Source organism: Streptomyces sp. HUAS MS02, assembly GCF_055702265.1.
Genome location: NZ_CM146747.1, coordinates 306,927 through 326,698 on the forward strand (window position 1 = coordinate 306,927; position 19,772 = coordinate 326,698).

The 19,772-nt window shown below is 72.4% G+C and carries 15 protein-coding genes; 5 read left to right on the forward strand and 10 right to left on the reverse strand.

Annotated features, from left to right (window positions below; genetic code table 11):
• The first annotated feature begins 156 nt into the window (after positions 1-156).
• Positions 157-2,859, forward strand: a complete 2,703-nt coding sequence (gene adhE / locus ACZ9QC_RS01390) for a bifunctional acetaldehyde-CoA/alcohol dehydrogenase (RefSeq protein WP_472918380.1) — start codon at positions 157-159, stop codon at positions 2,857-2,859.
• Positions 2,860-3,118: 259 nt separating this feature from the next.
• On the opposite strand, the gene ACZ9QC_RS01395 is transcribed toward adhE, so the two are convergent.
• Both ACZ9QC_RS01395 and ACZ9QC_RS01400 read right to left on the reverse strand, forming a co-directional pair.
• A complete protein-coding gene (locus tag ACZ9QC_RS01395) occupies positions 3,119-3,559 on the reverse strand; it encodes a pyridoxamine 5'-phosphate oxidase family protein (RefSeq protein ID WP_472918381.1) in 441 nt (146 codons plus the stop codon).
• A gap of 175 nt (positions 3,560-3,734) precedes the next feature.
• Positions 3,735-4,802, reverse strand: a complete 1,068-nt coding sequence (locus ACZ9QC_RS01400; protein WP_472918382.1) for a zinc-dependent alcohol dehydrogenase family protein — start codon at positions 4,800-4,802, stop codon at positions 3,735-3,737.
• A 308-nt stretch (positions 4,803-5,110) separates the two neighbouring features.
• On the opposite strand from ACZ9QC_RS01400, the gene ACZ9QC_RS01405 reads away from it, so the two are divergent.
• Entirely contained in the window at positions 5,111-5,701 is a 591-nt protein-coding gene (locus ACZ9QC_RS01405) for an Rv1733c family protein (RefSeq protein ID WP_472918383.1), read from the forward strand.
• 77 nt (positions 5,702-5,778) lie between these two features.
• Here ACZ9QC_RS01405 and ACZ9QC_RS01410 read toward each other — a convergent pair whose 3' ends face one another.
• From ACZ9QC_RS01410 to ACZ9QC_RS01420, 3 genes are all read right to left on the reverse strand, one after another.
• Positions 5,779-6,537 (reverse strand): HAD family hydrolase, encoded by a 759-nt coding sequence (locus ACZ9QC_RS01410; RefSeq protein ID WP_472918384.1) that lies wholly within the window; start codon positions 6,535-6,537, stop codon positions 5,779-5,781.
• 50 nt (positions 6,538-6,587) lie between these two features.
• Positions 6,588-7,304: a CBS domain-containing protein gene (locus tag ACZ9QC_RS01415; RefSeq protein WP_472918385.1), complete on the reverse strand. Its 717-nt coding sequence runs from the start codon at positions 7,302-7,304 to the stop codon at positions 6,588-6,590.
• 107 nt (positions 7,305-7,411) lie between these two features.
• Positions 7,412-9,130, reverse strand: a complete 1,719-nt coding sequence (locus ACZ9QC_RS01420; RefSeq protein ID WP_472918386.1) for a sensor histidine kinase — start codon at positions 9,128-9,130, stop codon at positions 7,412-7,414.
• A 202-nt stretch (positions 9,131-9,332) separates the two neighbouring features.
• On the opposite strand from ACZ9QC_RS01420, the gene ppdK reads away from it, so the two are divergent.
• Complete coding sequence (ppdK, locus tag ACZ9QC_RS01425) at positions 9,333-12,038, forward strand: pyruvate, phosphate dikinase (RefSeq protein ID WP_472918387.1); 2,706 nt, start codon at positions 9,333-9,335, stop codon at positions 12,036-12,038.
• A 133-nt stretch (positions 12,039-12,171) separates the two neighbouring features.
• Here ppdK and ACZ9QC_RS01430 read toward each other — a convergent pair whose 3' ends face one another.
• Both ACZ9QC_RS01430 and ACZ9QC_RS01435 read right to left on the reverse strand, forming a co-directional pair.
• Entirely contained in the window at positions 12,172-13,068 is an 897-nt protein-coding gene (locus ACZ9QC_RS01430) for a universal stress protein (protein WP_472918388.1), read from the reverse strand.
• 26 nt (positions 13,069-13,094) lie between these two features.
• Positions 13,095-13,925, reverse strand: coding sequence for a universal stress protein (locus tag ACZ9QC_RS01435; RefSeq protein WP_472918389.1), 831 nt, complete (start codon positions 13,923-13,925; stop codon positions 13,095-13,097).
• 270 nt (positions 13,926-14,195) lie between these two features.
• Between ACZ9QC_RS01435 and ACZ9QC_RS01440 the strand changes: the two genes are divergently transcribed.
• Positions 14,196-14,588, forward strand: coding sequence for an STAS domain-containing protein (locus ACZ9QC_RS01440; RefSeq protein WP_472918390.1), 393 nt, complete (start codon positions 14,196-14,198; stop codon positions 14,586-14,588).
• 18 nt (positions 14,589-14,606) lie between these two features.
• Here the strand turns inward: ACZ9QC_RS01440 and ACZ9QC_RS01445 are convergent, their stop codons facing one another.
• On the reverse strand, positions 14,607-16,985 hold the full coding sequence (locus ACZ9QC_RS01445; protein ID WP_472918391.1) for a phosphoketolase family protein: 2,379 nt from the start codon (positions 16,983-16,985) through the stop codon (positions 14,607-14,609).
• A gap of 49 nt (positions 16,986-17,034) precedes the next feature.
• Between ACZ9QC_RS01445 and ppk2 the strand changes: the two genes are divergently transcribed.
• Positions 17,035-17,847 carry a polyphosphate kinase 2 gene (gene ppk2, locus ACZ9QC_RS01450; protein WP_472918392.1) on the forward strand — a complete coding sequence of 271 codons (813 nt, stop codon included), beginning with the start codon at positions 17,035-17,037 and terminating at the stop codon, positions 17,845-17,847.
• 17 nt (positions 17,848-17,864) lie between these two features.
• Here the strand turns inward: ppk2 and ACZ9QC_RS01455 are convergent, their stop codons facing one another.
• Both ACZ9QC_RS01455 and adhP read right to left on the reverse strand, forming a co-directional pair.
• A complete protein-coding gene (locus ACZ9QC_RS01455) occupies positions 17,865-18,743 on the reverse strand; it encodes a universal stress protein (protein WP_472918393.1) in 879 nt (292 codons plus the stop codon).
• A gap of 5 nt (positions 18,744-18,748) precedes the next feature.
• Positions 18,749-19,771 (reverse strand): alcohol dehydrogenase AdhP, encoded by a 1,023-nt coding sequence (gene adhP / locus ACZ9QC_RS01460; RefSeq protein ID WP_472918394.1) that lies wholly within the window; start codon positions 19,769-19,771, stop codon positions 18,749-18,751.
• Between the last annotated feature and the right edge of the window lies 1 nt (position 19,772).

Below are 19,772 nucleotides of genomic sequence, written 5' to 3' on the forward strand. Positions count from 1 at the left end.
GCGACATCGGTCCCAGGGCGGCGGCCCAGGGCCTGTTGCGAAGGTGGCGCCTGCCGTGCGACGCCACCTTCGTAGCAGGCCCCAGTGCGGCGCCGCCCTTCACCCCGTACGCCACCGCTCCCCCAGCGGTGGCGCTCGACCCCGGAGGCATTCCTCATGACCCGTCACGACCGTGGCCCCGAGGCCACCACGACCACCGAGGCGCCGTCCCGGACGGCCGTGGCCGTGGACCGTCTGGTCACGGACGGCCTCAAGGCACTCGCCGACTACGACGGCCTCACCCAGGAACAGGTCGACCACATCGTCAAGAAGGCGTCGGTGGCCGCTCTGGACCAGCACACGGCCCTGGCCCGCCTCGCGGTGGAGGAGACCGGCCGCGGTGTGTTCGAGGACAAGGCGGCCAAGAACATGTTCGCGTGCGAACACGTCACGCACAGCATGGGTCCGATGAAGACGGTCGGCGTCATCGCGCGCGACGACATCGAGGACATGGTGGAGATCGCCGAACCGGTGGGGGTGGTGTGCGCGATCACGCCGGTCACCAACCCGACGTCGACCACCATCTTCAAGGCGTTGATGGCCCTGAAGACCCGCAACCCGATCGTCTTCGCCTTCCATCCCTCCGCCCAGCGATGCAGCGCGCGGGCGGCGCGCGTCATACGCGACGCGGCCGTCGCGGCGGGGGCTCCCGAGCACTGCGTCCAGTGGATCGAGACCCCGTCCGTCGAGGCGACCGGCCTGCTGATGCGGCACCCGGGCGTCTCGCTGATCCTCGCCACCGGCGGCAACACCATGGTCAAGGCCGCCTACTCGGCCGGCAAGCCGGCTCTGGGCGTCGGGGCGGGCAACGTCCCGGCGTATGTGCACAGGAGCGCCGAGCTGCGGCGGGCCGTCAACGACCTGGTGCTGTCGAAGTCCTTCGACAACGGGATGATCTGCGCCTCCGAGCAGGCCGTCGTCCTGGACGACGAGATCTACGACGCGGCACTCGCCGAGTTCCGCACCCTGCGCGCCCACCTGGCGACCGCCGAGGAGAAGGAGAAGCTGGAGTCCTTCCTCTTCCCGGGCGATAAGGGCGTGGGCGGCGGCTGCGAGCCGAGGGTCAACTCCGCGGCCGTCGGGCAGAGCCCGGAGTGGATCGCCGAGCAGGCCGGCTTCTCCGTGCCCGCCGGCACCTCGCTCATCCTCGTCGAGGCCGAACGGGTCGGTCCCGCGGAGCCGTTGACCCGGGAGAAGCTCTGCCCGGTGCTCACGGTGCTGCGCGCCGGTTCCCAGGAGCACGGCTTCGAGCTGGCGGCCGACATGGTCGCCTTCCACGGCCAAGGGCACAGTGCCGTGATCCACGCCGAGGACCGGGCGGTCACCGAGGCGTACGGCAGGCGGATGAAGACCGTACGGATCATCGTCAACTCCCCCTCCTCACAAGGCGCCATCGGCGGCATCTACAACAGTCTGCTGCCGTCGCTGACGCTGGGCTGCGGTTCGTGGGGGAGCACCTCGGTGTCCGACAACGTCTCCGCCGCGCAACTGCTGAACGTCAAGCGGGTCACCGCCCGACGCAACAACCTGCAGTGGTTCAAGGTCCCGCCGAAGATCTACTTCGAGCCGCAGGCCATCCGGTATCTCCAGTCGATGCCGGACGTCCACCGGGTCACGGTCGTCACCGACGCCACGATGACCCGGCTGGGCTTCGTCGACCGGGTCAACCGCGTCCTGCAACGACGCCATGAGCCGGTGACCGTGCAGGTCATCGACAACGTGGAACCGGAGCCGAGCATCGACTCGGTGCGGCGCGGCGCCCGTCTGATGCGCGACTTCCGCCCGGACACGATCATCGCGCTGGGCGGCGGTTCGCCGATGGACGCGGCGAAGGTGATGTGGCTGCTGTACGAGCAGCAGGCCGCCGGCCGGGAGATGGACTTCGCGGACATGCGGCAGAAGTTCTCCGACATCCGCAAGCGTGCCTTCCGCTTCCCGGTGCTCGGGGCGCTCGCCCGCCTGGTGTGCGTGCCCACCACGTCCGGGACGGGTGCGGAGGTCACTCCCTTCGCCGTGATCTCCGACCCGGCGACCGGCAAGAAGTACCCGCTGGCCGACTACGCGCTCACCCCGAGCGTGGCCATCGTCGACCCCCTGCTCACCACCGAGCTGCCCCCGGCCCTGGCGGCCGACAGCGGGTTCGACGCCCTGACCCACGCCATCGAGGCGTATGTGTCCGTGTACGCCAACGACTTCACCGACGGGCTCGCCCTGCACGCGATCCGACTGGTCTTCGACCACATCGAGGCGGCCGTCAACGATCGCGCCGCCAGCCCTCGGGCCAGGGAGAAGATGCACAACGCGGGTACCATCGCGGGCCTGGCCTTCGGCAACGCCTTCCTCGGCATCGTCCACGCCATGTCGCACACCCTCGGCGCCACCTTCCACATCGCCCACGGCCGCACCAACGCGGTCCTGCTGCCCCATGTCATCCGCTACAACGGCACCGTCCCGACGAAGCTGACCGGCTGGCCCAAGTACGAGCACTACCGCGCACCCGAACGCTTCCAGGACATCGCCCGCACGCTCGGCCTGCCCGCCGCCACTCCCGCCGAGGGCGTCGAAAGCCTGGCCGCCGCCGTGGAGCGGCTGCGGGAGGCCGTGGGCATCGAGCCGTCGTTCCGGGCGCTCGGCGTCGACGAGCGGACCTTCCTCGACGCGCTGCCCCAGCAGGCCCTGAACGCCTACGAGGACCAGTGCGCCCCCGCCAACCCGCGTATGCCGATGCTCGCCGACATGGAGGCCCTGATGCGCGCGGCGTACGAGGGGGCCGGGCACGGCGGCGCGAACACGGCAGAGAGCCCGACAGCAGCCGTGTGAGGGCGCCGCGCCGCCCGGCGCCCCACGGTTCGGCCCTTCGACCGGTGCGGCGGATGCGGCGGATGCGGCGGATGCGGCGGATGCGGCGGATGCGGCGGCAGCAGGCTGGGGCGCCTCGTCGTGTGAGCACCGACCGCAAGGGCCGCCGCCCGCCCCTGCGGTCACCCAGAGAACGCCCCGTACCGCCCACCGGGGTTCCGGAGGGCGGTACGGGGCTCAGGCCTTGGGGGCCCTGGGGCTGAGGCCCTGGGGCTGGAGGTCAGTTCGTCAGATCCACCCCGTACATCGTCCGGCCGCCGACGAGTTCGCGGCCGGTGACCAGTTCCGCCTGGATCCGGACGAAGACGTCCCGCGGCGCGGCGACCCACGAGCGCGGGCCGGTACGGGCCAGTCTCGCGCGCTCGGCCGGATCGGTCACGATCGTCGCCCTCCCGGTGACGACGACACTCCAGCCCGAGTGGGCGAGCGTGTCGACCTCGTCGGCCTCGAAGGCGACGACGACTCCGTCCACGGCGCGGGCGAGTTCCGACGCGGCCGACGTACGCAACAGCACCGAGCCCTCCGGGTCCAGGCAGAAGTTGACCGGCAGCACGGCCGGCAGCGCCTGGCGGGTGTGGACGATACGGCCGAGGGGCGCCCTCGCCAGCAGCCGCAGGCACTCCTGCCTGTCCAGTTCGCGGAATCCGTCGTTGGCGTACATCGGCCCATCCGTCTCCTGCTTCGCGCTCCACCCACCCGGACATCGGGTGTGCGCTCCATCGTCCGTCCGGTGCGGGCCCGGGATGAGGGCCATCGGTCCCTGCCGGGCCGGAGAGCGGCCCCCTCCTGCGGAGGTCCGTCCGGCCCGGTCCCGCCGGACACGTTCCGAGGGCCGATCAGGCCGGAACGGCGACGACGTCGTGCCGGGGCCCGCCGAGCACGACCTTGAGCGCCCCGGTGTCGGCCGCGCGGGAGAAGACGTCGTACGCCTCCTCCATGTCGTCCAGTGGGAAGGTGTGCGTGACCAGGGACGAGGTGGGCAGTCGGCCGGCGGCGGCCATCCGCAGCAGGGTGGGCGTGGAGTGGGTGTCCACCAGGCCCGTGGTGATGGTGACGTTCTTGATCCACAGGTCTTCGAGGTGCAGCGTGGCCGGTTTGCCGTGCACGCCGATGTTGGCCACATGTCCGCCGGGACGCACCATGCGGGTGCAGAGCTCGAAGCTCTCCGGTACGCCGACGGCCTCGATCACGACGTCCGCGCCGAGCCCGTCGGTGAGGTCGGCGACCAGTTGGTCCGGGGCCTCCCGGGCGTCGGCCACGGCGTCCGCCCCGAGCCGCCTCGCGGCCTCCAGTCGCGCGGGGGCCAGGTCCACGGCGACGATCCGCTCGGGCGAGAACAGCCGCGCGGTGGCGATCGCCGCGAGGCCGATGGGGCCGGCGCCCACGACGGCGACGGTGTCGCCGGGGCGGACGCATCCGTTGACCACGCCCACCTCGTAGGAGGTGGGGAAGATGTCCGCCAGCAGCACGGCGTCCTCGGCGGCAAGCGTGCTGGGCAGCGTGTGGACGGACAGGTCGGCGTACGGGACGCGGACGTACTCGGCCTGGGTTCCGTCGATCAGGTGGCCGAGGACCCAACCTCCCCCGCCCAGGCACTGGCCGTAGGCTCCCTCCCGGCAGTAGCGGCACCGGCCGCAGGCGGTGATGCAGGAGACGAGCACCCGGTCGCCGGGCCGCACGGTCCGTACGTCGCTGCCGACCTCGACGATCTCCCCGACGGCCTCGTGCCCCAGGACCGTGCCGGGTCGGACCTCGGGCACGTCACCCTTGAGGATGTGCAGGTCCGTCCCGCAGATCGTGACGGTGTCGACCCGGACGATCGCGTCGGTGGGGTCCTTGATCCCCGGGTCGGGCACCTCCTGCCACGACGACTCTCCGGGGCCCTGGAAGACCAAGCCCTTCATGACGATCCCTGCCTTTCTCTGTCTCCCCCGGGTCCGCGGACCGGTCGTTCACCCATGGACCGCTGCGCCCGGGCACAGGTGCGGTGCCGGGATTGCCCCGCAGATCCAGCTTGGCCCTCCCGGCCGGACCTCGCATGGGCCGGTCGGCCCTCTGGTCGCCGGGCCCCGACCGGGCCAGGGCTGAAGGTCCCTTCCGGGCATCGGACTTGGTCCCGATCGGCCCGGCGTCGGCGCCTGCTCGGCCCATGTTCTGGCCGTTCCCCGGCTGTCACCTTCCTGAAGAGACGGCGACGAGGAGGCTGGGACCGATGAACGGCGGCAGGCACCCGAGGAAGACGAGCAGGGCACTGTGGCGGTGGCGGCGGAACCCGCTGCGCCGACGCGACGACGCGGCAGAGGCATGGATCGTGCTGGCCGTGTGGATCGCCGTGGTCGTCGGTGGCACGCTCACCGGGGTCATGACGGCCCGCGCCGCCGAGGGGGTGTTCGCCGAACAGCGTGCCGACCGTCGTCCCGTCTCGGCCGTGCTCGTCTCCGACGTCCCGCGGACGGCCACGGGCGTGGGCGGCACGTACGACAGGACCTCGGCGAAGGTGCGCTGGACCACCCCCGAAGGCGTCACCCGTACGGCTTCGACCCTGGTGGAGACCGGACAGCGGGCCGGGACCGAGGTGGAGGTCTGGACGGACGGTCGGGGCGGGCTGACCACGGAGCCGCCCACGCCCACCGAGGCGGCCGTGGAGGCGGGCGTCCTGGGCGTCGCCGCCGGGCTCGCCCTGACTGGTCTGGTGTTCGGCGTCGGCGGCGCCGGACGCTGGTGGCTCGACCGGCGGAGGATCGCGTTGTGGGGGACGGAGTGGGCCCGGATCGGCCCGCTGTGGAGCCAGAAGACGGGCTGACCGGGCGGGAGCCGAGCCCGGAACCAGGGCCGCGCGTCTCGTGCGGTGTGGGTCCCGGCCGGTTCCTCACTGCTTCCTCACTGCTGAGGTCCGCCGTCGAGGAGTTCACCGAGGTCGCCGACGACGAGGTCGGCACCGTGCCGCAGCAGGCGCTCGCCGGTGTCGGGGCCCTGGGCACGGTCCACTCCGACGACCAGGAGGAAGCCGCCGCGCCGTCCCGCCTCGACTCCCGCCAGGGCGTCCTCGACGACGGCCGCACGGTCCGGGGGGACACCCAGTCGGCGGGCCGCCTCCAGGAACAGGTCGGGGCACGGCTTGCCGGCCAGGCCCAGCCGGGCCGCCTCGGCCCCGTCGACCAGGGCGTCGAAGAGCTCCACCACCCCCGCCCCGGTCAGCAGCTCACGGGCGTGCCGGGACGCCGACACCGCCGCCACGGGGACGCGTGCCGCCCGCAGGGCACGGACCAGCCGTACCGTGCCCGGGTAGGCGTCGACGCCCTGTTCGCTCAACCGCCGGGTGAACAGCCGTTCCTTGTCCGCCGCCACGTCACGCACCGTCCGCTCGGACGGCTCGATGCCACGCGACGCGAGGAAGGCCGCTGCCCCGTCGAGTCGGGACCTGCCGTCCACGAAGCGCAGATAGTCGTCGCGGACGTCGAAGGCGCGCCCCTGCTGCGGGTCGTCGGGCGGGTGCGCGCGCAGGAAGGCGTCGAAGGCGGTCTTCCAGGCCGCGGCATGCACCCGTGCCGAGTCGGTGATCACTCCGTCGGTGTCGAACACGACCGCCCGGACCTGTCCCAGCGCCGGAGCGAGCGGTTCCCGGGCTACGCCGGCCATGCGGCCTCCTTCACGGTCGAGCGTGCGTTTCCCCTGTCCGGGGCGCTGCTTCACGATCCGACGCGCCGGTCGAGGTCGGGGCGGGCGCCCGGGCCGGTGAGCCCGCAGTCGACGTCCACGACACCCTCGACGGCGCGTGCGAGACGAGTGGCCACCGGGACGAGGGCGGCGTGCCGGACCCGGCCCCTGAGGATCACGACGCCCTTGCGCACATCCACCCGAACCGGTTCGTCGGTGTCCGGGGTGAGCCTCGGCAGGACGTCGCGCCGGATCTCCTCGGCGATGTCGACGTCGTCGCGCAGGAACACCTTCAGCAGGTCGGAGCGGCTGACCACACCGCACAGCCGACCGTGGGCGTCGATCACGGGAAGCCGCTTGACCCGGTGCCGGGCCATCAGCCGGGCGGCTTGGGCCAAGGTGGTGTCCGTGTGGACGGTGACGGCCGGCGCGGTCATGAGTTCCCCGGCCTCCACCGCGGCCGCCTTGGAGAGGTCCGACAGACGCCGGAGCGGCGGATACGGGGGTCCGGCCGCGGAGGTGTGTCCGGCCCTGGGCAGGTCCGGGTCACCGTCACGCAGTGCTTCCTTGTGCAGCAGGTCGGCCTCGGAGACCACGCCCACGACATGCCCTTCGTCGTCCACAACGGGAACCGCGCTGACGTGCCACTGCCGCATGGCCCGCACGACGTCCTTGAATGCCGCCCGGTGGCGCACGGCCCCCACGGTGCGTGTCATCACATCGCTCACGAGATGGGGAGTGCCGGCCATGGCGACCTCCAGGGCGCTCGGGTGACGCAGCGCTACACCTTCAGCGTCGGACTCCTGGCCTGTCCCGGCACGGGGCCGAGCGGCCCCTTCGCCGCGCCGGACGTCCCCTACGACCGCGCCAACGGCACCCGCCACACCAGCGTGGTGCCGCCGTCCTCGGGGCAGTGCCACTCCATCCGGCCGCCGAGCTGCCCAGCCCGTTCGGCCATGTTGCGCAGACCGCCGCGGCGGCCCTCCGGCGGTATGCCGACCCCGTCGTCCCGGACCGTCAGCACCAGCTCCCGTCCGTCGGTCGTCACCACGACCTCGGCGCGGTCCGCCCGGGCATGGCGGGCGATGTTGGTCAACGCCTCGGACAGCACGGCGACCGTGTGGTCGGCGGTCTCCTTCGGTACGTCGGTGTCGATCAGCCCCTCCATCCGGATGCTCGGGGCGAATCCCAGGATCGGCGCCGACTCCGCGGCGACCCGCACCACGCGGGTCCGCAGGCCGACGTCGTCCGCGCCGTCCCGTGTGCGCAGCCCGAAGATGGTCGATCTGATGATCTTGATGGTCTCGTCGAGGTCGTCCACGGCCCGCAGCACCCGCTCGGATGCCTCCGGGTGCTCGATGAGGCGACCCGCGCTCTGCAGGGTCATGCCGGTGGCGAAGAGACGCTGGATGGCGAGGTCGTGCAGGTCCCGGGCGATCCGGTCGCGGTCCTTGAGGACCGCGACCTCCTCGGCGTCCCGTCGGCGTTCGGCCAGTTCCATGGCGATGGCCGCCTGGGCGGCGAAGACGCGCAGCGGCTCGGTCTCCTTCGTGGTGAAGGGCGACTGTCCCGCCTCCCGGACCAGCAGGACGACGCCACGGATGCCCTCGTCGCGGGTGCCGACGGGGACGGCCACGGCCGGACCGAGACCGGCGAAGCGGGGCGGTCCGGCCCACACCCGCTCGTCGTTGGTGACGTCCTCGCTGGTGACCACGGTCGCGCCGGCGAAGGCCTCGCCGATCAGAGTGCCCTCGACGGGCAGGACCAGCCCGCTCAGCGTCCGCGCCCCCTCACCGATGGCGAGATCGACGGTGAGCGAGTCGGTGCCCGCCATCGGCACCGCGACGACGGCCAGTGCCGCGCCGGTGATGTCCCGGGCGCGTTCGGCGATCAGGCGGAGCACCAGGGCCTGCTCCGCTCCCGACATCAGGTCGTGGGTGATCTCGGCGTTGGCCCGCAGCCACCGCTCCCGCAACCGCGACTCCTCGTACAACCGCGCGTTGTCGATCGCCACACCCGCCGCCACCGCCAACGTCGACAGCACCGACTCGTCCTCCTCGTCGAACTGCGCCCCACCCCGCTTCTCCGTCAGATACAAATTCCCGAACACCTGCTCACGCACCCGGATCGGCACACCCAGGAACGAATTCATCGGCGGATGATTCGGCGGAAAACCGTACGACGCCGGATGCTCCGACAACCTCGCCAGACGCAACGGCTCCGGATGACTGATCAACTCCCCCAGAATCCCGTGCCCCTCCGGAAACGGACCGATCCGAGCAATCCGCTCCTCACTCACCCCCACCGTATGGAACGCCGACAACCGCTTCCCGTCCGGCCCGATCACACCCAACGCCGCATACTCCGCGTCCACCAGCACCGCAGCCGCCTCCACGATGCCCCGCAACGCCTGCTCCAACTCCAGCTCACGCCCGACCGACAGCACCGCCTCCAACAGACTGTGCACCCGATCCCGCGTCCCCCGCGCCGCGTCCAGACGCGCCTGCAACTCCTCCAGCAGCTCATCCAGCCTCAGCTGCGGCAGGCTCACACGGGCTTCGTCGGAGCGTGCCACCGTGCTCCTCCGTCCTCGGTCCCAGCAAGGGGCACCGACCGTTCCGGTCATGAGCCACGGTAGTCCGCGCGGCCGGGGACGAACAGCGGACCAGGGCCCATCGGCCCGCCGCGGGGGACGGACAGCACCTGCCGGGCGGAGCACCGTCCGTTCGACGCTGGAGCCGAAGCGAGTCCGCAGCCAACCCGAGGAGACCGGCGACATGGGCCGTTACGTGTACGACTTCGCGGAGGGCGGCCGGGACATGGCCGACCTGCTCGGCGGCAAGGGAGCGAACCTGGCCGAGATGACCCGGCTGGGTCTTCCGGTCCCGCCCGGTTTCATCGTCACCACCGAGGCCTGTCGGGCCTTCCTGGCCACCGGTGACGAACCGGAGGGGATGACGGAGGAGATCTCCCGGCACCTGACGGCCGTGGAGCGGGCGGCCGGACGGTCCCTGGGGCAGCGGGACGACCCGTTGCTGCTGTCGGTCCGTTCGGGGGCGCGGTTCTCCATGCCCGGCATGATGGAGACGGTCCTGGACATCGGTCTGAACGACGAATCCGTCCAGGGACTCGCCAAGACGTCGGGGAACGAGCGGTTCGCCTGGGACTCCTACCGTCGACTCGTTCAGATGTTCGGCAGCACGGTGCTGGGGGTCGACGCGGCCCTCTTCGAAGGCGCCATCACCCTGCTCAAGGAGGCTCGGGAGGTCCGGGACGACGTGCAACTCGACGCGGGCGACCTGGCCTGGCTCGTGGAGACCTACAAGTCCCTGATCCGCGACGAGACCGGGGAGGACTTCCCCCAGTCCCCGGCGGAGCAGCTGCGCCTCGCCGTCCTCGCGGTCTTCCGTTCCTGGAACGGCGAGCGCGCCCGCCTGTACCGCAGGCGCGAGCACATCCCCGAGGACCTGGGCACCGCGGTCACCGTGCAGCGCATGGTCTTCGGCAACCTCGGGAACGACTCCGGCAGCGGTGTGGCCTTCACCCGGGACCCGGCCACGGGGCACCCCGGGCTCTACGGGGACTATCTGTCCAACGCCCAGGGCGAGGACGTCGTCGCCGGCATCCGCAACACCGTCCCGCTGACGGACCTGGAACGGCTGGACCCGGACGCGTACCGGCGGCTGCGCGACCACATGGGCACCCTGGAGCGGCACTACCGCGACCTGTGCGACATCGAGTTCACCATCGAGCGAGGTCGGCTGTGGATGCTGCAGACCCGGGTCGGCAAGCGCACCGCCGAGGCCGCGTTCGCCATCGCCGCCGAGCTGGTCGAGGAGGGGCTCATCACGCCGGACGAGGCGCTCGCCCGGGTGAGCGGGGACGGGCTGGCACGGCTGATGTTCCCGCGCTTCGACACCACCGCGACCGGTGAGGCCCTCGCCCACGGGCTGCCCGCCTCACCCGGTGCCGCGGTCGGCGCGGCGGTCTTCGACTCGGCCGAGGCCGTACGCCGGGCCGCCACCGGCGAGAAGGTCGTCCTCGTACGCCAGGAGACCACCCCCGACGACCTGCCCGGGATGCTGGCCGCGGAGGCGGTGCTGACCAGCCGCGGCGGCAGGACCAGCCACGCCGCCGTCGTGGCCCGCGGCCTGGGCAAGGTCTGTGTGTGCGGCGCCGAGGACCTCACCGTGAACACCGACGCCCGCCGCTTCATCACACCTGACGGCACCGTCGTCGAGGAGGGCACGGTCGTGTCGGTCGACGGATCGACCGGTGCCGTGTACCTGGGCGGCGTTCCGTTGGTGGCCTCGGCGTTCATGCGCCACCTGGAGACCGGCGAGCAGGCGGACACGGTCGTCGCGGCCGGCGCCCGGGCCCTGCGACACGCCGACTCCGTGCGACGGCTGGAGGTGCGCGCCAATGCCGACACGCCGGAGGACGCGGCCCGCGCCAGGCGGTTCGGCGCGCAGGGCATCGGGTTGTGCCGCACCGAGCACATGTTCCTCGGCGAGCGGCGCGCGCTGGTCGAGGCGATGATCCTGGCCCGCTCCGACGCCGAGCGCGAGCGGGCGCTCGGGGCGCTGCTGCCCCTGCAACGACGGGACTTCGTCGGCATCCTGGAGGCGATGGACGGCCTGCCGGTCACCATCCGTCTGCTGGACCCGCCGCTGCACGAGTTCCTGCCCGACCGCACCGAGCTCGCCGTCCGTGTCGCCACCGCCGAGGCCCGGGGTGAGCTTCCCACCGCGCACGACACCGAGCTGCTGGAGGCGGTGAACCGCATGCACGAGGAGAACCCGATGCTCGGGCTGCGGGGCGTGCGCCTCGAACTGGTGGTGCCCGGTCTGGTCGCCATGCAGGTCCGGGCGATCGCCGAAGCCGTCGTGGAACGTGTCCGGGCCGGTGGCGCGCCGCACGCGGAGATCATGGTCCCGCTGGTCGGCGCGGTGGAGGAGCTCCGGCTCGCCCGCGCGGAGGTGGAGCAGGTGCTGGCCCGGGTCGAGGAGGAGACGGGTGTGGCCGTGCGCTGTCCCGTCGGCACGATGATCGAACTGCCCAGGGCCGCGCTCACCGCGGGCCGGATCGCCGAGGAGGCGGAGTTCTTCTCCTTCGGCACCAACGACCTCACCCAGACCGTGTGGGGCTTCTCCCGCGACGACGTCGAGGCGGCCTTCTTCTCCGCCTACCTCGACAAGGGCGTCTTCACGGCCTCCCCGTTCGAGACGATCGACCGTGACGGTGTGGGCCGCCTGGTGCGGATCGCGGTCGACGAGGGTCGCGCCGCCCGTCCCGACCTGACGATCGGGGTGTGCGGCGAGCACGGCGGCGACCCGGAGTCCGTGCACTTCTTCCACGCGGCGGGGCTCGACTACGTCTCCTGCTCCCCGTTCCGCGTCCCCGTGGCCCGCCTGGAGGCCGGCCGGGCCACCCTGATCGGGACCAACGGCACTCGTGCGGCATCGCGGTCAGCGGGACAGTGAGAGACAGGAGCGGCACCGATCCCCCGCGGTGTCGCTCCGCCCCGTACCCGAGAGACGCCCGTCCCACGAAAGCGCCGCCCTGCCCCTCCTGTCCGGGGGCGGGGCGGTCGGGTGCCGCGTCAAGGGTGCCGCGTCAACGGTGCGGGACGACGGCCACCGGAGCCCTTGAGCGCCGTACGACCGCATAGGTCACGGGACCGATGTGCGGGGCCAACGGGGTTCGGCGGATGCGGCGGCCCACGACCACCAGGCAGGCGTCGGCGGAGGCGTCCACCAGATGCGCGCCGGCGCGGCCGACCACGGCCTCCTCGGTCACCCGCACGCCCGGGAACTTCTCCCGCCAGGGAGCGAGTACGGCGGACGACTCCTGCTCGTCCTCTGCCTTTGACGGCCCCTGCTCGGCCCCGGTCTCTCCTCTGTCTCCGTACGGCGACGTGCCGTGTCCGTGGACGACGCGCAACCCCGTCGCACGCCGTGCCGCCGCTTCGAAGGCGAACGCGACGACCGTGTCGTGGGGATCGTCGAGGTCCAGCCCCAGCACGACGTCCCGGTCGGCGGTCGTCCCGATACCGGGGGCGTCGGTCCGGTACTCACCCGCTGCCTCGGCGCGGACGAGGACGACCGGTCGTCCGGCCCGCGCCACCACGGCCGCCGCGACCGAGCCGAGCAGGAACCCGGCGGCCCTGCCCAGTCCCCGTGACCCGAGCACCAGCACCTCGCTGTCCTCGGCCACCGCGACCAGGGCCGACGCGGGGTGCCCGGGGATCCGCTCGGCCTCGACCCGCAGACCGGGGTAGCGGTGGGCCAGTCGGGTGACCGACTCGCGCAGCAGCGCGGCGGAGCGGTCGGCGCCGGGCGGAGCGATGCGTTCGCCGGCGAAGGGCACGTAGCTGTGCGGGGGAAGGTCGTCGGCGTGCACGACCCGGAGGGGCAGGGAGTACATCCGGGCCTCACGTGCGGCCCAGTCGGCGGCGGCGCGGCTCTCCGACGATCCGTCCAGTCCGGCGGCGATGAAACGGGACGGTGACATGGGCAGGTCTCCTTGCGTCTCCACGGTCACGCGGCGGGTACGACGACCACCGGGCAGTGCGCGTGGCGCAGCAGGACGGGGGCGACCTGCGTGTGGGGCGGGGCGACGGCGGACGTCCGGTGGTGCGAGCCGACGACCACCAGACCGGCCTCACGGGTCGACGCCAGCAACGCCTCCGGCGCGCTCGTCCGCACCGTGACGGCTTCCACCGTGACATCGGCGTACCGCTCCCGCAGCGCGGCGAGGGCGAAACGCGGGACGGCCTCCTGCACCCGCTCGTGCGAGGTGGCCGGGTCCCGTCGTGGGCCCTGTGTGCCCACGAGCGGCGGCAGTGCGGGTGTGACGCGGCGGTGGGGCCAGGAGTGCAGGACACGCAGCCGGGTGCCGCGTCGCCGGGCCTCCTCGAAGGCGTAGACGGCGGCCCGCTCGTCCCTGTCGTCCTCCAGGCCGAGCACCACCTCACGCCCGCTGTCGCACGGGTGGTCCCCGCGTACGACGAGCAGAGGGCCGCGCGCACGTCGGGCCAGCCGCAGGCCCACCGACCCGAGGACCAGGCCGGCGACGCGCCCCATGCCCCGGGAGCCCACGACGGTGAGCGCCGCGTCGGCGCCCTCCCGCGCCAGCGCCCGTACCGCGCCGCCCTCGGCCGCGACGGTCCGCACCGGGAGGCCGGGGTGCCGCGCGCGGACGCGTGAGACGGCGGCGGCCAGGATCGGCACCGTCTCGGCGCGGTCCGCGGCGGCGCACACCAGCCGCAGCTGGGCGTCACGGCGGATCGCTTCCCCGGCTGCCCAGTCCAGGGCCCGGGTGGAGGACAGGGTGCCGTCCACTCCGACGACGACGTGGTGGTGGGTCATGGCTCGGCTTCTCTCTCGACAGGCTGTGACCGGGGAGCACCGGACGGTGGCTCTCACCCACGATGTTCGCCGTGGTCCACCTCGGGGGGCAGGAGCCGGGAGAACCCGGCGGTGTGCCGAACGGCCCCTGTCCGCAGGGACGTTCGGGCCGTGGCGCGGGGTCGCGACGTGCGGGGTGCCGGGTGGGACGGGCCGAGCGGGCCATGCGGGATCCGCGGTGGGTACCGAACGGCCCTACCGCGGATCGCACGGGTTGGCTTGTCTTTCTCCATGGACGGCAACCACACGAGGTCCTCCCCGTACCGCACGGCGCGGGCGGCCGACGGCAGCACGGTCGTGACGCTGCACGGCGAGCTCGACCTGCTGGCGGTACCGGCCCTCTCGGCGACCCTGGACGCCCTGACCGCCGTGTCCCGTCCCGACCTGGTGCTGGATCTGCGTTGCGTGACCTTCGTCGACTGCTCCGGTCTCGGTGTCCTGTGCCGGGCGAAGAGCCGGATCCGGGCCCGGCACGGCCGGCTGCGGCTGGTCACGCGCGCGAGCGCCTTCCGGCGGCTGCTGCGGTGCACGGGGCTGAGCGACGCCTTCGAGGTGCACCCGGACCTGCCCGAGGTGCTCGGCGACGAGGTGCCGGTGCAGCGGGCCACGGCCTCACGCGGGTGAGACCGTGGCCCGGCGGCGTCAGGCCCAGTGCCAGTCGGCGATCTCCGGCAGATCGGTCCCGTGCTCGCGGATCCAGGCGTGGTGACGGGTCCGTGCGTCCGCCATCTGCTGGCGTACGGCGGCGGCGCGGACGGCGAGCCCGGGGACGCGGTCGATGACGTCCATGACGAGGCGGTAGCGGTCGAGGTCGTTGCGGACGACCATGTCGAACGGGGTGGTCGTCGTCCCGGACTCCTTGTAGCCGCGGACGTGTGTGTTGGCGTGGCCCGCGCGGCGGTAGGCGAGGCGGTGGATGAGCCATGGGTAGCCGTGGTAGGCGAAGATCACCGGCTTGTCCGTGGTGAAGAGGCCGTCGTACTCGAAGTCGGTCATGCCGTGCGGGTGCTCCTCGCGGGGCAGCAGCCGGGTCATGTCCACGACGTTGACCACCCGCACGGCGAGCTGGGGCAGATGGCGGCGCAGCAGCTGTGCGGCGGCCAGGACCTCCTGGGTGGGCACGTCGCCGGCGCAGGCGAGCACGACGTCCGGTTCGCCGCCGTTCTCGCTGCCCGCCCAGTCCCAGATCCCGGCGCCGCGCGCGCAGTGGGCGCGGGCCTCGTCCATCGACAGCCAGTCGAAGCAGGGCTGTTTGCCGGCCACGATCACGTTGACGTAGTCCCGGCTGCGCAGGGCGTGGTCCGCCACCGACAGCAGCGTGTTGGCGTCCGGCGGCAGGTAGACGCGGACGACCTCGGGGCTCTTGTTGAGGACGTGGTCGACGAAGCCGGGGTCCTGGTGGGAGAAGCCGTTGTGGTCCTGGCGCCAGACGTGCGAGGTGAGCAGGTAGTTGAGGGAGGCGATGGGGGCCCGCCAGGGCAACTCCCGTGATGTCCTGAGCCACTTGATGTGCTGGTTGACCATGGAGTCGACGATGTGCACGAACGCCTCGTAGCAGGAGAAGAGTCCGTGCCGGCCGGTGAGGAGGTAGCCCTCCAGCCAGCCCTGGCAGAGGTGTTCGGAGAGGATCTCCAGGACCCGGCCGTGCCGGTCGAGGTGTTCGTCGACCGGCAGGTGCTCGGCCTGCCAGGCCTTTCCGCTGGCGTCGAAGACAGCCTGCAGGCGGTTGGAGGCGGTCTCGTCCGGTCCGACGACGCGGAAGTCCCGGCGCAGGCGGGTGTCCTTCATGACCTGGGCCAGGAGATCGCCGAGGACCCGGGTCGGCTCGTGGAGCGTCGTGCCCGGCTTCTCGACCGGTACGGCGAAGTCGTCCAGGGAGCGGACGGGCAGGTCGCGGACGAGGAGTCCGCCGTTGGCGTGCGGGGTGGCGCCCAGTCGCCGGGTGCCGGAGGGGACGCAGGCCAGCACGTCGTCGACCGGGCGGCCGTCGGGGCCGAACAGCTCGTGCGGCCGGTACGAGCGCAGCCATGCCTCCAGTTGGCGCAGGTGCTCGGGGTTCTCCCGTACGCCGGCGAGCGGGACCTGGTGGGCACGCCAGGTGCCCTCGACGGGTTGCCCGTCGACCTCGGCGGGGCCGGTCCAGCCCTTGGGGGTGCGCAGCACGATCATGGGCCAGCGCACGCGTTCGGCGACGCCGTCCTCGCGGGCGGTGCGTCGCATCAGCTCGATGCTGTCCAGCGCCTCGTCGAAGGCGCGCGCCAGGGCGCGGTGGACGGTGGCCGGGTCGTCCCCGGTGACGTGCAGGGGGGCGTGGCCGTAGCCGCGCAGGAGGGCGTCGAGTTCGGCCTGCGGGAGACGGGAGAGCACCGTCGGGTTGGCGATCTTGTAGCCGTTGAGGTGCAGGATGGGCAGCACGGCCCCGTCGTGGACCGGGTCGAGGAACTTGTTGGAGTGCCAGGAGGCGGCCAGGGGGCCGGTCTCCGCCTCGCCGTCGCCGATGACACAGGCCACCAGCAGGTCGGGGTTGTCGAACGCGGCGCCGTAGGCGTGGGCGAGGGAGTAGCCGAGCTCACCGCCCTCGTGGATCGAGCCCGGGACCTCGGGCGCCACGTGGCTCGGCACCCCGCCCGGGAAGGAGAACTGCCGGAAGAGCCGTTCCATGCCGGGCGCGTCGCGGGTGACGTCGGGATAGGTCTCGCTGTAACTGCCGTCCAGCCAGGAGCCGGCCAGGACGGACGGCCCGCCGTGGCCGGGGCCCCAGACACACAGGGCGTCGAGGTCGCGCGCCTTGATCACCCGGTTGAGGTGGGTGTACACGAGGTTGAGGCCCGGCGAGGTGCCCCAGTGCCCGAGCAGCCGCGGCTTGATGTGCTCCGGGAGCAGCGGTTCGGTCAGCAGCGGGTTGGCCATCAGGTAGATCTGTCCGGCCGCGAGGTAGTTGGCGGCCCGCCAGTGGGCGTCCAGGGTGCGCAGCTCGTCGTCGGAAAGTACGGTGACGTTCTGGTGTTCGACCTGGGTCATGGGTGACTCCGGAACTCATCGACGGGGTCGTCGGGCGGTGGAGGACGGCATGGCCGGCAAGAAGGCGACCAAGGTGTCGCGTGTGTCGCGTGCGGCGTACGAGCAGGAACTGCTGCGCCTGCAGACGGAGTTGGTGAAACTCCAGGAGTGGGTGCGGGCCGAGGGCGCCCGGCTGGTCGTGGTCTTCGAGGGGCGGGACGCGGCGGGCAAGGGCGGCACGATCAAGCGGGTCGCCGAGCACCTCAACCCCCGTGTCGCCCGGATCGCCGCGCTCCCCAAGCCGACGGAACGCGAGCGCACCCAGTGGTACTTCCAGCGGTACGTCGAGCAGTTGCCGGCCGCCGGGGAGATCGTGCTGTTCGACCGGTCCTGGTACAACCGGGCCGGTGTGGAGCACGTCATGGGCTTCTGCACACAGGAGGAGTATCAGCTTTTTCTCCGCCAATGCCCCATTTTCGAGCGCATGTTGATCGAGGACGGGATCCTGCTGCGCAAGTACTGGTTCTCGGTCAGCGACACCGAGCAGCAGGACCGCTTCCGACGGCGTGTGGAGGACCCGCTGCGGCGCTGGAAGCTGTCGCCGATGGACCTGGAGTCGCTCACCCGCTGGGAGGCGTACTCGCGCGCCAAGGACACGATGCTGGTGCACACCGACATCACCGAGGCGCCGTGGTACGTCGTGGAGAGCGACGACAAACGCCGGGCCCGGCTGAACATGATCGCCCATCTGCTGGCGTCCGTGCCCTACCGCGAGGTGCCGCCCCCGGTGATCGAACTGCCGGAGCGCCCGCCGTCGACCGGCTACGAGCGTCCGCCGCGTGATCTGCAGACCTACGTCCCCGATCACGCGGCGGGTCTCTGAACAGCCGGTCACCCTGCTCACTCCGGCTCGGGCACGATCACGACCGGGCAGGCGGAGTGGTGCAGCACGCCGTGCGTCACCCGGCCCAGCTGGAGCCCGAAGTGCCGCTGCCTGCGCCTGGCCCCGATGACGAGCAGGTCGGCGTCGCGGGAGGCGTCCGACAGCACGGTCCGGGCATGGCCCTCGGCGGTACGGCGGCGCAGCCGGACGTCGTCGGGGGCCTTCTCGAGGGCGGCCTCGAGCCCCTCGACGGCCCGCTCCTCGTGCAGCCGGTCCAGGTCCCCGGTCAGCAACGGGTGGTCGGCGGTCTCGTGCACGGGGCACCGCCAGGCCCGTACGGCCTCGACCTCGGCGCCGCGCCGCCGGCCCTCCTCGAAGGCGAACCGGACCGCCGCCGAGGACGTCGGCCGCTCCCCGACACCGACGACGATCCGGCCGTGCGTGGCGGGCAGGGCCCGGTTGTCGTGGCTGCCGCGGACCACGACCATCGGGCAGTGGGCGTGCGCGGCCACCGTCAGGCTCACCGAGCCCAGGAGGGCCTCGGCGAGGCTGCTGCGGCCCCGGCTGCCGGTCACCAGCAGGGAGGCGGTGCGGCTCTCCCGGAGCAGCGTGTACTCGGGTTCCTCGGGCAGCACCTCGGTGGTGATCTTCACCTCCGGGTGGCGGAGGCCGGCCCGCTGGGCGGCGCTCTCCACGATCACCTCGGGCCGCTCCCCCTCGGACGTCTCGCTCACGTCCTCGGCCACGTGAGCGCCCTCGTAGCGCTCCCACAGCGAGGCGTACACCAGCCGCAGCGGCGCCCCGCGCAGCGCGGCCTCGTCGGCGGCCCAGTCCACGGCCCTGAGGCTCGACTCGGAGCCGTCCACGCCGACGACGACCGGCAGGTCCCGCTTCATCCCGCTCACCGTCCCGTACTCATGTCGAACACGATCCGGGCCTTGACCTGGCCGCGCAGCACCTCGTCGATGGAGTCGTTGACGGAGGCCAGCGGACGGGTCTCGCTGATGACCCTGGTCCGGCCGGCCGCGTGCAGCTGGAAGACCTCGGCGAGGTCCTGCCGGGTGCCCACGATCGAGCCGATCACACTTGTGCCGTTCAGGACGGTGTCGAAGATCGGGATCTGGACGGTGCCATGGGCGGGCAGGGCGACCATGACGAGCTTGCCGCCGCGCCTGAGGCCCGTGTTGACGGCCGCGAAGGCCGCGTCGTTCACGGCGAGGGCGATGGCCGCGTGGGCGCCGCCGTGCCGCTTGAGCACCTCGCCCACGTCCTCCTTGCGGGCGTCGACGACGAGGTCGGCACCGAGTTCGGCGGCCAGTTCGAGCTTCTCGTCGGTGACGTCGATCGCGGCGACGGTCGCTCCGGCGATCTTGGCGTACTGCACGGCGAGGTGGCCGAGTCCGCCGACCCCGGAGATCGCGACCAGCTGAGAGGGTCGCACGTCGGCGACCTTGAGCGCCTTGTACGTGGTCACGCCGGCGCACGTGAGCGGTGCCGCGTCGACCGCGGTGACGCCGTCCGGCACGGGCTGGGCGAAGTCGGCCCAGGCCAGCATCTTCTCGGCGTACCCGCCGTCGCAGCCGTAGCCGGTGTTGATCTGCTGCTCGCACAGCGTCTCCCAGCCGGACAGGCAGTGCTCGCACCGCCCGCAGGCCCTGCCGAGCCAGGGCACGGCCACACGCTGGCCGAGGCGGAGGTGGGTGACGCCGTCACCGAGCTTCTCGACCAGGCCGACGCCCTCGTGACCGGGGACGAACGGCGGGCTCGGCTTGACGGGCCAGTCGCCGTGGGCGGCGTGGATGTCGGTGTGGCACAGCCCGGACGCCTCGACACGGATGCGGACCTGGCCGGGGCCGGGCTCGGGGTCGGGGCGGTCCTCGATGACCAGGGGCTCGCCGAAGGCTCGGACGACCGCTGCCTTCATG

Coding starts and splice junctions, on each gene's coding strand:
- ACZ9QC_RS01400 (WP_472918382.1), bottom strand. CDS start 4,802: ATGAAGGGCTTGGTCTTCCAGGGCCCCGGAGAGTCGTCGTGGCAGGAG.
- ACZ9QC_RS01455 (WP_472918393.1), bottom strand. CDS start 18,743: ATGAAGCGGGACCTGCCGGTCGTCGTCGGCGTGGACGGCTCCGAGTCG.
- adhE (WP_472918380.1), top strand. CDS start 157: ATGACCCGTCACGACCGTGGCCCCGAGGCCACCACGACCACCGAGGCG.
- ACZ9QC_RS01415 (WP_472918385.1), bottom strand. CDS start 7,304: ATGGCCGGCACTCCCCATCTCGTGAGCGATGTGATGACACGCACCGTG.
- ACZ9QC_RS01405 (WP_472918383.1), top strand. CDS start 5,111: ATGAACGGCGGCAGGCACCCGAGGAAGACGAGCAGGGCACTGTGGCGG.
- ACZ9QC_RS01395 (WP_472918381.1), bottom strand. CDS start 3,559: ATGTACGCCAACGACGGATTCCGCGAACTGGACAGGCAGGAGTGCCTG.
- ACZ9QC_RS01430 (WP_472918388.1), bottom strand. CDS start 13,068: ATGTCACCGTCCCGTTTCATCGCCGCCGGACTGGACGGATCGTCGGAG.
- ACZ9QC_RS01410 (WP_472918384.1), bottom strand. CDS start 6,537: ATGGCCGGCGTAGCCCGGGAACCGCTCGCTCCGGCGCTGGGACAGGTC.
- ACZ9QC_RS01445 (WP_472918391.1), bottom strand. CDS start 16,985: ATGACCCAGGTCGAACACCAGAACGTCACCGTACTTTCCGACGACGAG.
- adhP (WP_472918394.1), bottom strand. CDS start 19,771: ATGAAGGCAGCGGTCGTCCGAGCCTTCGGCGAGCCCCTGGTCATCGAG.
- ppk2 (WP_472918392.1), top strand. CDS start 17,035: ATGGCCGGCAAGAAGGCGACCAAGGTGTCGCGTGTGTCGCGTGCGGCG.
- ppdK (WP_472918387.1), top strand. CDS start 9,333: ATGGGCCGTTACGTGTACGACTTCGCGGAGGGCGGCCGGGACATGGCC.
- ACZ9QC_RS01440 (WP_472918390.1), top strand. CDS start 14,196: ATGGACGGCAACCACACGAGGTCCTCCCCGTACCGCACGGCGCGGGCG.
- ACZ9QC_RS01435 (WP_472918389.1), bottom strand. CDS start 13,925: ATGACCCACCACCACGTCGTCGTCGGAGTGGACGGCACCCTGTCCTCC.